At 57.3% G+C, this 12789-nt stretch carries 4 protein-coding genes; 3 read left to right on the top strand and 1 reads right to left on the bottom strand.

The annotated features are described in order from the left end of the window. Positions 1 to 24: 24 nt before the first annotated feature. On the bottom strand, positions 25 to 1779 hold the full coding sequence (locus HMPREF2990_RS01615; RefSeq protein ID WP_070762383.1) for an ATP-binding protein: 1755 nt from the start codon (positions 1777 to 1779) through the stop codon (positions 25 to 27). A 1166-nt stretch (positions 1780 to 2945) separates the two neighbouring features. On the opposite strand from HMPREF2990_RS01615, the gene HMPREF2990_RS01605 reads away from it, so the two are divergent. From HMPREF2990_RS01605 to HMPREF2990_RS01595, 3 genes are read left to right on the top strand one after another with little or no spacing between them, the layout of a single operon-like run. Then, complete coding sequence (locus HMPREF2990_RS01605; RefSeq protein WP_070762379.1) at positions 2946 to 7880, top strand: DEAD/DEAH box helicase; 4935 nt, start codon at positions 2946 to 2948, stop codon at positions 7878 to 7880. Positions 7881 to 7887: 7 nt separating this feature from the next. Continuing rightward, positions 7888 to 9387, top strand: a complete 1500-nt coding sequence (locus HMPREF2990_RS01600; protein WP_070762378.1) for an ATP-binding protein — start codon at positions 7888 to 7890, stop codon at positions 9385 to 9387. Then, entirely contained in the window at positions 9387 to 12569 is a 3183-nt protein-coding gene (locus tag HMPREF2990_RS01595) for a Z1 domain-containing protein (RefSeq protein ID WP_070762377.1), read from the top strand. Before HMPREF2990_RS01600 ends, HMPREF2990_RS01595 begins: the two co-directional genes overlap by 1 nt. Positions 12570 to 12789: the final 220 nt, after the last annotated feature.

The following is a 12789-nucleotide window of genomic DNA, read 5'->3' as shown; positions in this document are numbered from 1 at the left end:
TATCGACGCCGCGTTGTCCTGTGCCTACTCACCCCGTTCACCGCTCAGCGCGTAACGCTGGTTCCTCGCGTTCCACTGCTTTTCCGTGAACACGATGGTGCCCTGTTGCTCCATCGCCTTCAGCGTCGGGTTTATTTGCCCGTAACTCATACCGGTGCGTTCGGAGATTTCGCGCTTGGTCAGCGGCTGCCCAGCATCTTGGAGTGCTTCGCGGATCAAGGCGACCTTTTCTTCACTCCGCAGGTAGACGCGGGCCTGCGGCTGTGCAGGCTTTGGAGCTGCTGACTCGGGTGTTGCTGGAGCAGGTGTGTCCTCCTGGCGGAACGAGTAGACGGTGCCGCCCGCTTGACCGCTCGTGGAGGCCAGGCCAAATTCCACGAGCTGCTGCAACTCGGCGCGTGCTTGTGTGGAGTCCATTGGAAATTCTTGGCGGTAGGACGCATTAGTAAGCGTTTCACCGTTGCGCATTCGGATGAGCGCATGGCGCTGCGCCGTGGAAAACACTTCCCCGCCCGGAAGATTCGTGGCCCAAGCGAGATCTTCTTCGGAAAGCATGGTCGAAGAGGTCAGGATCGCTTGGAAGTCGATGACCCTGTCTTTGAAGTAGGGAGCGGGAAGGAAGGCATCATGAAGTGCCTCACGTACTGCGGGAATGCCAGTTGCGCTTGCCTCAATAACGCGGTGGCCCTTCGGTGTCTTTACCGCAGTGCACATGCGGTACAACACCGGGTTGCGCGCCCGAGGTCCGGTGTTACCAAGTTTGCTTTCGGTCAACCCCCACAACCCGCCAGGGTTGACCACGATGAGCTTGTCTGCGTGCTTCACTACTTGCGTGTAGGCAAGCATGCTGGCCGGAGACAGGTCACGGTGAACAAGCGCGTTGGCTACGATCTCTCGAATAGCCAGTGTGGGAAGCTCCGGCACGTCTTTTCCGTGGCCATCAGTAAAGATGGTGGTTGTTTGCAGGTGGTCGGTGACCCACTCGACTACCGCTTCGAGCAAATCGGGGACCGGCCCGGTGAACTCCTCTCTGTCCCGCATTCGCATCGCTTTTGGATCATTCGGACCGCGGGTGACGTGTGCTTTGACGTTGAGCGGCAAAAACTGTTGCGGGTGAATTCCGAGGGCATAGATTGCTGCCACCGTGGGCTCCCCTGTCTCGGGTGCAACGACGTTGGTGCGGATCAGCTGGTCCTCGCGCGGGAGTTGGGCGAGCCTACTGGACTGCGAGCGTTCCTGCGCCAGGTACTGCTCAAGCAGGTCCGGGTCGAGGTCTCGTTCGACACTGGCACCCTCCACTGGTGCTCGGTCGTGCTTTGGTACTCCGCGTTGTGAAACAAGGAGCTGCTCCTCGTTTGGGTCGAGCTCGTAGTCACCATCCCCGGATCGGATGTAGGCGGGGCCGCCTGTCCCAACTCGGAACGGCTTCCGGTCCGAAGGTTGTGGAGGAACGATGCACTGCAGCACAGTCTTGCCATCAATTGTTGCGGTCTCGATAGCGCCGAGATGGAGGGGAGGCACAATCTTCTGGCGTGCTTTATTGGCCAGTTGGCTCTCTATGGTCTTTGGGTTGGAAATTCCGGTCACGGGGAAGCTGCCGTCCTCCTCTGCCACGCCGAGCAGGATGACGCCACCCTCTGGCATGTTCCCAAACGCGGAGAGGGTTTCATCAATGCTCTTGGGCAGGCCGTGCGAGGCGTCTTTTGCTTCGATCTTGTATGTGTCGTTGCCGATGTCTCGCAGAGTGTTGATGGTGGTTTTGATAGCGGTTTCGCTCACGCCAAGAAGTATAACTCAAAATATAAACCAAAATATAAACCAAAATCGCAATCCAAACCCGCAGGTAGAAGGGCTGTGTGCACACTGTGTGAACGATTCTGAGTGCGATTCTTCAAAATATAAACCAAAAGCGTAATCAAAATCGCAACCAAATTCGCACTCAGACTTCTCTCGCGGTCTGACGGACAGAAAACAGCGAAGCTGAAACCTCGATTCACACCGATCCTGGTTGTTAGGATGGGTGCGGTAACGCGATCCCGACAGGCTTCGGCATACCTTACTCAGGCTTTGTCCGCTGAAATGCCTCCACATCGCACTTTTTAGTGTGCTTGGAGGCTGTATTGTCTGCTCTGCAGATGAAGAGCGGGGAGTTCATCACCGCTGCATCTGACCCGGAAAGCCTCGTGGAACAGCTACTTTCGACTCAGCTAGATAGTTCACTACCGAGGTCTGCCGCAGCTGAGCAAAGATCCTGGCGGAACAGCCTCCCGGTACTGGCGGAGGACCTAGCGGCTGCTGGGCTGATGGATGTCGACGTCTTCCTCGAGTTCCCTCTGCCGATGTCTTCGCAGCGCATCGATGCCCTTTTAGCTGGTACGCACCCGGTAACGGGGAACCCCTCCTTCGTACTTCTTCGTTCCGACCCTCAGCCAATGTGCTATTCCGCACAGGCAAAGGCTTGTCTGGGAGGGAAAGAGCATGCGAAAACCATGATGCACCCGAGGCAAGCGGAACCCTCGGAACGGAGCTCAGCGACCTTAAAACTTGAGGTTGAGCGCTTCGCGGAGTTGCGGCAGTAGCGCAACGGCGATGCCACCCACTACAGCAAGCACCCCGAGGACGACTCCTGCGATGCCTTCCGGTGAAAGTTTCTTCTCTTCAGGGACAGTCGGTGTGTTTTCTACTATCAGTGAATTGCCAGAAATTCGGGGTGATCGGGGTTGCTGCTCCTCAAGGTTTCGACCAGAGCTTATCGACGCCAGCTCCGCCCCACCCGCAATTCTGTTCACACAAAATCTCGACTCTTCGCGCGAAGCCTATATCTCCCCACCAAACCGGCTAGATTAAAACCTGGACTTCACCCACGGACTTCGCCCCACGGGCTCTGCTCCCAGGCCGTCCACCTTGTTCCCATGTTCCCGTTCAGATTTGGCAGGTTATTCCTTATGGCAACCTTTAGCGACGTTCTTGATCAGCTTCGTGAGAATCAGCCACAGGGCAAGTATGGGCTTGCGTTTGAGAAGTTGATGGTGAATTTCTTCCGAGCGGATCCGACGTTGGCCCCGGAGTTTGATCAGGTGTACCGCTGGGGTGATTGGCCGTTTAATGGCGGCAAGGCGGATACGGGGATTGATCTGGTTGCGCGCCGGGTGGAGGACGGCCGGTGGGTGGCTATTCAGTGTAAGTTTTACCTGCCTACGACGCATATTCAGAAGGGGCAGCTGGATTCGTTTTTTGAGGCGTCGGGGCGTTCGTTTACTACGAAAAAGGGCGTTGAGTTTTTTGCTCAGCGTTACATTATTTCCACGACGGATTTATGGTCGAGTCATGCTGAGGAGGCGTTGCGGAATCAGCAGATTCCCGTGAACCGTATTGGGTTTTCGGATATTCAGCATTCTCCAGTGAATTGGGATGTAGTGTTCCCTGGTTCGGAGATTGAGGTGCATTTGACGCGCCGAGAGACCTTTGAGCCGCGTCCGCATCAGGCGATAGCGATTGAGAAGACGCTTGAGGGCTTTAAGACGCACGATCGCGGGAAGCTGATTATGGCGTGCGGGACTGGTAAGACATTTACGGCGTTGCGTTTGGCGGAGCGTGTTGTGCAGCAGAATAACGGTAAGGCGCGGGTGCTGTTTTTGGTGCCGTCGATTGCGTTGTTGTCGCAATCAATGAAGGAGTGGACGGCGCAGGCGACGATTGACTTGAAGGCGTTCGCGGTGTGCTCTGACAGCAAGGTGGGGAAGCAGGCTGAGGATATCGCGGCTCATGATTTGGAAGTGCAGGTGTCTACTTCTGGGGCGGATATTGCGGCGCGGTATCAGCGGGGGAAGCGTGCCAAGGCGCTGAATGTGGTGTTTTCTACGTATCAGTCGATTCAGGCGGTGCATGATGCGCAGCAGCAGGGGTTGGAGGACTTCGACCTTATTATTTGCGATGAGGCACACCGCACGACGGGCGTGACGCTGGCCGGCGAGGACGAGTCGAACTTTGTGAAGGTGCATGATCCGGAGTTCATTCGTGCGTCGAAGCGTTTGTATATGACGGCGACGCCGCGCTTGTTCGACGAAAGTGTGAAGGATAAGGCGGTGCAGCATTCGGCGGAGTTGGCATCGATGGATGATGAGGCTGTGTATGGCCCTGAGTTGCACCGTTTGGGGTTCGGGGAGGCCGTCGAGAAGGGGTTGCTCACGGATTATCGCGTGCTTGTGATGACGGTGGATGAGGATGTCGCGGCTGAGGCGATGGCGTTGCGCACGCATGAGGGCATGAACTTGACGACGGCCTCTGCGATGATCGGCGCGTGGAATGGTTTGGCGAAGCGTTCGGGGGGTTTGCAGGGCAAGAAGGGCGGCTTTGACGAGGATGCAGAGCCGATGCATCGCACGGTGGCGTTCGCGAAGGACATTAAGACGTCAAAGTTGATTGCGGAGAGTTTCCCGGTGTTGGTGTCTTCCCATCAGCAGCTGCTTCGGGAGCACGCGGTGTTGAATGATGTTTCGCTGCACAACGTGGACTTGGGAGTTGCTGCGCAGCATGTGGATGGCAGTATGAATGCGCTGGAGCGGAGCAATAAGATTTCATGGCTCGAGTCGGATATTCCGGCAAACGAGACTCGTGTGCTTACGAATGCTCGGTGTCTGTCCGAAGGCGTCGATGTCCCCGCCCTCGACTCGGTGGTGTTCTTTAACCCGCGCAATTCAATGGTGGACGTGGTGCAGTCCGTTGGCCGTGTCATGCGTAAGTCGGAGGGGAAGGACTACGGCTACGTGATTTTGCCGGTAGCTGTACCGCCGGGGGTGTCGCCGTCAGAGGCACTGAACGATAACCAGCGGTTTAAGGTTGTGTGGCAGATCCTCAACGCGTTGCGTGCGCACGATGACCGCTTTAACGCCAAGGTAAACTCGATTGACTTCAACGAGGGTGATATTTCGGAGATCCCCCTTGACGTTGATCACGTGACAAAGCCGAAAGACAAGGTCAAAGAGCTTGACGGGAATGACGCCCAGCCGTACGACGACAGCGCGAACGTTGTGGAGCAGATCGCGCTGTTCTCGCTTGAGCAGTGGCAGGAGGCGATCTACACCAAGCTGGTGGACAAGGTAGGCACCCGCACCTACTGGGAGGATTGGGCCGACGACGTCGCCGACATCTCCAAGGCGCAGGTCACCCGCATCCGCGCACTGCTCGACAACGCGGATGCGACACTGCGCGGTGAGTTCGACACATTCGTCGAGGGCCTGCGCGGAAACCTCAACGACTCGATCTCTGAGGACGAGGCAATCAGCATGCTGTCACAACATCTGATTACCGCCCCGGTGTTTGACGCCCTGTTTAGCGAGCACGACTTCGCCGCCCACAACCCGGTCTCCCAGGTCATGCAGCGCATGGTGGACGCCCTCGACGATAGTGATCTGGATGCTGAAACTGATTCGCTGGAGAAGTTCTACGCTTCAGTGCGAGTTCGAGCCTCTGAAGTAACGAGTGCTTCTGGTAAGCAGCAGGTGATCAAGGAACTCTACGAGCGATTCTTCAAAAAGGGATTTAAGCGCGACGCCGACAAACTTGGGATTGTGTATACCCCGGTGGAGATCGTGGACTTTATCCTGCGCGCTGCCGATGACGTGTCGAAGCAACACTTCGGCCGCGGCTTGACCGACGAGAGCGTGCATATCCTGGATCCGTTCACGGGCACGGGCACGTTCATGGTGCGCCTGCTGCAGTCCGGGTTGATCGACCCGAAGGACCTGGCGCGTAAGTACGCGAATGAGCTGCACGCAACAGAGATCATGCTGCTGGCCTATTACGTGGCGGCGGTGAATATCGAGACGACGTTTAACGCTTTGCAGGCTGAGGCAGCGCAGCGTGAGGGTCGGCCCGCACCGGAGTACGTACCGTTTGAAGGCATCGCACTTGCCGACACCTTCCAGATTCACGAGGACGGTGACATTCTGGATCTGACGGTGTTTAAGAACAACAACGAGCGTATCGTGCGGCAGAAGAAAGCCCCGATCAACGTGATCGTGGGCAACCCGCCGTACTCGGTAGGTCAGACGAACGCGAATGACAATAATGCGAACCTGAAGTACCCGACGCTGGACGCACGTATTGCGGAGACGTATGCGGCAAAGTCGACGGCGACGAATAAGAACTCGCTCTACGACTCGTACTTGCGCGCGTTCCGGTGGGCGACAGATCGGATTGGGGAGCAAGGCATCGTCGCTTTCGTTTCCAATGGTGGATGGATCGATGGCAACACCAGTGACGGTGTGCGTCTTTCAATGCAGGATGACTTTTCCGATCTGTACGTGTTTAACCTTCGCGGAAATATGCGCAGCTCGAACTGGAGAGAAGAGGGCGGACAGGTTTTCGGTTCTGGTTCTCAGACCACCGTGGCAATTCTCATCGGTGTTAAAAATCCTAAAGCAACGGGATTTACGCTGAACTACGTACAAACTCCTAATGGAGCAACGCGAGAAGAAAAGCTGGACTTAGCAGCACGCAACAGCATCGACTCACTGAGTTGGAAGCAAATTCAGCCCAATAAAGAAGGGGATTGGCTCAACCAGCGCAATGACAAGTTCGCAACTTGGCCGGTCATTGGTGAGAAGAAGGGCACTTCGACGAAATTCTTTGAAGAGCATTCGCGTGGCCTTTCTACTGCGCGGGACGCCTGGTCGTATTCTTCTTCAACCGCCCAACTCGTAGAAAATATCGGCGCTCACGTTACAAACTACAACCAGGCACAGGCTGTGTTGCGAAACGAAGGGTTTGAGGAGAGCAAGCGGGGTGTCGACGCGCTGTTTGCGCAGCATCCTGAGTTGGTCGATAGCACGCGAGGTTCATGGAATGTCAACCTGAAGCAGGAGTTAGCCCGCGGAACAGAGATCGCGGTTGATACGGACCGTGTGTACACCTCCTTGTACCGCCCGTTTTTCAAACAGCGTAATTACTTCGCGAAAGAATTAGTCGATAGGCAGTATCAGTTGCCGTCGATGTTCCCGACGCCCCAGCACCACAATGCTGGTTACTACGTACTGAACCCCGGTGCAGAGAAGCCATTTTCCGTATTCGCAACGAAGCTGCTTCCAGACTTAGCTCTCTATGGTTCAAACGCTGGCCAGTTCTTCTCCCGCTTCACCTGGGAGCCCGTGGATGCTGAGGATGGTGGGTTGTTTGGCGAGGGGGCGTCGATAAGTGAGGGTGAGTCCTCGATATATGGGCAGGTCGGCGAGGTCGTTGCGGGGTATGTGCGCAAGGACAACATCACTGATGCGATCAAGGCGCTTTACCGCGACGCACTGGGTGTGGATGTGACCGGTGACGATATTTTCCACTTCGTTTACTGCAAGCTGCATGACCCGAACTACCGGGAGGCGTACGCGGCGGATTTGAAGAAGATGCTGCCGCACATTGAGACGCCGGGAACGCGTGAGGAGTTCGACAAGTTCGCGCGTTCCGGCAAGGAACTGATGGACCTGCACGTCGGCTACGAGGATGTGGAGCCGTATCCGCTGGATATCGCGGTGAAGGGCGATAAGTCCGATCCGGAGACCTGGCGTGTTCTGAAGATGAAGTGGGCGCGCAAGAAGGACCCGGTGACGGGCAAAAACGTCAACGATGTGACCAAGCTGATCTACAACAAGCGCGTCACCATTACTGGTATTCCGGCTGAGGCTGACGAGTACATGCTGGGGTCGCGCTCTGCGCTGGCGTGGTTGATTGATCGCTACCAGGTGAAAAAGGACAAGGCGTCCGGGATCATCAACGATCCGAATGATTGGTCCAATGAGGTAGGAAACCCGCGCTACATCGTGGACCTGATTGGTAAGGTCACGCGGGTCGCTGTGGAAACGGTCCGGATCGTGGAGGGGCTGAGGTAGTTCACGGATGAGTTCCCGAGAGATCTCGAACGACATTGAACACGTCGTTGCCCTCCCACCCACCGAGGGAATCCACCACGCCCTCGGGGCGAACCATGACCTGGTGACGGGCCTTGATGAGCTGATCGATAACGCCATCGATGCGCACGCCGAAAACGTAGTGCTGCACTTCCACGTCGACGGGTTCCGCCTGGTGCAGATCGGCATCCACGACGACGGCACCGGCATGTCCCTGCAGCAGATGCAGGAGATCCTGCGCCTCGGCGGGCACCAGGCACGCAACAAAAAGAACATCGGCCGGTACGGGATGGGCATGAAGGAGGGCTCGTTCAGTAACGCGGAGATCGTCACCGCGGTGTCCCGCCAACGCGGCCAGCACTCGGCTGGCTACGAGCTGCGCAAAGGAAGCTTTGACGCAGGCGTCTTGGGCGAGCGCTCCATCATGGACGTCTGGAACCTCCGCGCAGACATGCTCACTCTCAAGCACGGAACCAGCATCGTGTGGAACAGCCTCACCTACGTCTACCGGGGCGAAGATGAAGCGCAAGGCCTCGGCTTCCTCTCCAGCACGTTAGAGAAGGTACGCCGCCACATCGGTATCCGTTACCACCGCTTCCTCGAGCGCGGCGACCTCAACGTCTCGATGTTCACCCGCTGGGACGATGCCGACTGGGCACCGAACCCTGCAGTAAAACCAATCAACCCCGTCGGCTACAGCCGCTCAGCGCGCAAGGACTACCCGCGCACACTCACCGTCGGCGGAAAACCGGGCGCCCCGGGTGTCACCGCCCATATCTGGACCAACCGTTCCGTGAAGGACGAGTTCATCCTTGAGGGCAAGGACGCGATGGGTCACCAGGGCTTCTACTTTTACGACGCCGACCGCCTCCTCACCGGCGGTGGCTGGAGCGGCTTCCGCCGCGACAGTAAAGACACGAAGCTGCTCCGAATCATTATCGACGACCCACAAGTGATCAACGAGTACCTCATGGTGAGCCCGCAGAAGCGCTCCGTGCGCTTGAGTGAAGGCTTCCACAGGTTCATCGATTCCCTCCGGGACGTCAAAGACTCGAAATATACGTTCGATGACGTCTGCGCCGATGCGCGCGATGTCCTCCGGGAGTCCAACCAGAAGTCGGGCAACGCCGATCAGATCTCAGAGGCGGGCGTCGGCATCGCCCCGGAGGTTAAACGTGCAGTTGAGGAGCATGCGCGCCTCCGCTTCACCGACCCAATCGACATCAAATACAAGCAGCTTCCGGGCGACGATTTCGTCGAAATCGATCAGCCCAACCACTGCATCTACATCAACGCGAAGTACCGCAAACTCATCAATCCTGGCAGAGGCTCGCTCAATGACGCGCCGATTGTCAAGACGCTGTTGTACCTTCTCTTTAACGACGTCACCATCCAAAAACGAACCAAAAAGTCGAATGCGAACGTAGAAGTGTGGAATGCGCTTCTCACCGCCGCAGCGCAAGCAGAAACGAATAGTAGGAGCGAATAATGGATTTCAACGATCTCAAGAGCGTGATTTCACGTCTGTACGACTCGCGGAGCCTCCGCGTCCGCCCCGCGATCCAACAGGGGTTCGAAGTGCTCACCGGAACCCCGCTTAGTGACGACCAGCTCCGCGAATACCTGCGCAAGGGCTCGGATGCGGACGCCCAGCCGCTCGTCTCCTACATCACCGAGATCGCAAATGCTGACGGGGCTACGCTCGATCCGAAGACTGCAACTCCACCGGACTCCGCCGAGCGGATCGCATGGATTTTGGAACAGTTGGGGCTCAGCGCGTTTTCGGAGGAGATCGACGAGCTGCTCGTATCGCCCGAGCCTTCGGTGATCGTTGACCGGGTTTTTGATGATTGGTACACCCCCGAGCGTGCTGCCAAGAACGCGAACTATTGGACCGACTACAAGTACGTCCTGTCCCGCAATAACTGGGATGCGGCCTCCATCGCCGCCGTTGACGAGCAAGCAACACAGGTGCTTCGTCGCCTCACAGACCCGACGAAGGCCGAGTACCAGTCTTCCCGTGGCCTGGTGGTGGGCTACGTGCAGTCGGGAAAGACCGCAAACTTCACCGCGCTTGCCGCCAAGGCCATCGACGCCGGGTACCGCTTCATCATCATCCTCGCCGGCACGATGAACAACCTCCGCGAGCAGACGCAGCGCCGAATGGATAAGGAGCTGTGCGGTAAGGAAGCAGTGCTCGATGGTTTGGATTACGAAAACCTTACGAAGGAAGAGGTGAAGTACGAGACCTACTTCAACGAGGATGAGGAGTGGGAGCGGGACTGGAACGATCGTGGTGGTGCGTTCCTGAGTCATGGGCCACGCTACGGCGAGCCCGGCTTCCCGCGCATCCGTCGCGTCACGACGTCGAAAATTGACTACCAGCGTAAAGGCACCAACGCCATCGATATCGAGCGTCCGGACAAGTCAAAGCCGATGTATGACCCTTCCAACCTAGAGAACATGAAGTGCTTGGTTGCTGTGGTGAAAAAGAATGCCACCGTTCTGCGCCACTTCAACTCAGATCTACGCCGTGCCGCTGGTGCAGACCCCGAGTTTAAGAACCTCCCAGTGCTGGTCATCGACGATGAGTCCGACCAGGCGTCGATTAACACCCGCCCACAGAAGAGCCGTGGGAGCAAAGAGGAAGTCGACCGTACAGCAGTGAATGAGCAGATCACGGAGATCCTGCAGAACTGCCCTCGCGCACAGTATGTCGGCTACACCGCTACCCCATTCGCGAACGTGTTCATTGACCCCAACGACCCGGTTGACCTGTACCCGCACCACTTCGTGCTGATGCTGCAGGAGCCGCCAGCGTATCGTGGTGCGCGCTGGTTCCACGACCGCGCAGACTTCGCCGATGGGAGCGAAATCCCGACGATTAAGAACTCGCAGAGTAAGGCGTTCATCCGTGATCTCATCGACGAAAGTTCAGTGAGCGATGATTTTTATGACGAAACGCGGAGGGACGAGCTCCAAACAGCCCTGGATATGTTCGTTCTCACCGGAGCCCTGAAGAAGTATCGTGAAGCGAAAGACCCGAAGTATTCCTTCCGACACCACACGATGCTGGTCCACGAGGGCGTCGATACTGCCATTCACCAAGACGCAGCACAGATGCTTCGTGAACTGTGGAGGGAGCGTGGCTATAACCTTGGCCGCCCGATTCCCGAGATGAAGCAGCTCTTCGAGGCCGACCTCTTGCCTGTAATGCAGGAGAAACGCTACAACCCCGGCTACCCGTATCCCGAACGCTACGAAGAGTTGTTGCCGTTCATCAATGAAGCGTTCGCAGAGATGATGGTCGGCGTCACCGATGGTTCGGGTCCGGTGATGCAGGTAGACACGGATGGCAAGGACTCCCCGAACTTCGAGGCTGGCAAGGTCTGGAAGGTCTTGGTCGGCGGCACGAAACTCTCGCGTGGTTATACCGTCGAGGGGCTCACCGTCTCTTATTTCCGTCGCAGAGCGGGCAGCGCAGACACGCTCATGCAAACCGGACGCTGGTTCGGGTTCCGCAAGGGCTACCAAGACCTCGTCCGACTGTACGCACCTGCTGACCTGGTCGAAATGTTTGAAGCCGCCATGCACGACGAAGAAGTCTTCCGTGACAACATCAAGGCGTTCTCCGAGCTTGACGACGACAATGCGCCTCGCCTCACCCCAATGAAGCTTGCACCGCTCGTCCGGCAATCGTTGCCGTTCCTGAAACCAACGAGCAGTTCGAAGATGTTCAACGCGTACATCATGAAGCAGGCAGCGGCACCGCACCCGGTGGAATTCAACTCCATCCCCGTCCGGGAACAGAAGGAAGCGTTGCGCCAGAACTTTGAAAATGTCGCGATCCCCATGCTTAAGACGATGAGTTCGCCCTCAGTCTCAGCTGCCTTCTACCGCAAGGAAGGAATGTGGAAAGATGAAGTGACCCACCGCCATGGCGTGAAGGACTATTACTGCGGCACGATGCCTGCCCAGCAATTCATCCAGATCCTCGACGCAATGAATTGGAACGAGTCCATCAATTACAAGCAGAACATCGTCCAACCCCTCGTTGAGTACCTCCGCGGTTTGCTGGGGCGGGGACGCCACGCTGACCCCTCTCGCTCCGACCTCCTTGAGGTAGGCATCTTGCTTCCCAAGAACAAAAAGCGGGGAAATACTCCGGAAACCGTCAGCATCCCCGGCGTTCCCTTCGACGTGCCCCTCGTGGTGCGTAAACGCCGTGAAGACCGTAATGACATCACTGGTACGGACAGGAAGGACACCTATGTCCTCGAGAGTATTGCCTCCGGCAATCCAATCTCGGTCCACCGGCAGCCAGAAATCGAAGCAATGGCCAAGGCCGGTATACACGTCAATGCGGACTACACCCCAGACGCCGAGCCATTCGACGTCACAGGCGAGGAAGCCCACAAACGCGCTGCCGTGTTGTTGACCCTTTTCGACGACCGCGACCCCGCGGACGTCAAACTCGCCAAGAAGCTCGGCACCTACACAAAGCCGGACTGGTCGAAGGGCGAGATCGGCGTCGCCATTGCGGTCGGTTCGCCACACGCCGCCATCAAAGGCAGCGAGGGCTTCCTCGAGTGGGGCGTACACCTGGCCGCACCTGAGGGAGAGGAGGAATCCCCGATCGTCGACGTCAGTGCCGTCGATGGTGTGGAGTGATGGGGCAAAGCTAGAACGCCGTCGCTAACCTCCGCACACAATGGGCTCGCAGCGCTTCGGGGTATTCGAGGCGGAGGTGTTTTCGTCGAGGCCTTTACCGCCTCTTCCACTTCTGCCTAATGGTCTAGGCCAGCGTTCCTATCAAGAGCACATCGGCAATGATCAAGACGGTGTAAGTGGTGTCAGATTTTCGATTCGGGGTAGTTGGTACCGCGATTCC

Origin of the sequence: Corynebacterium sp. HMSC071B10, from assembly GCF_001814825.1 — a bacterium.
GTDB lineage: Bacteria > Actinomycetota > Actinomycetes > Mycobacteriales > Mycobacteriaceae > Corynebacterium.
This window is presented reverse-complemented; position numbering and strand designations above follow the sequence as displayed.

Coding starts and splice junctions, on each gene's coding strand:
- HMPREF2990_RS01605 (WP_070762379.1), top strand. CDS start 2,946: ATGGCAACCTTTAGCGACGTTCTTGATCAGCTTCGTGAGAATCAGCCA.
- HMPREF2990_RS01600 (WP_070762378.1), top strand. CDS start 7,888: ATGAGTTCCCGAGAGATCTCGAACGACATTGAACACGTCGTTGCCCTC.
- HMPREF2990_RS01595 (WP_070762377.1), top strand. CDS start 9,387: ATGGATTTCAACGATCTCAAGAGCGTGATTTCACGTCTGTACGACTCG.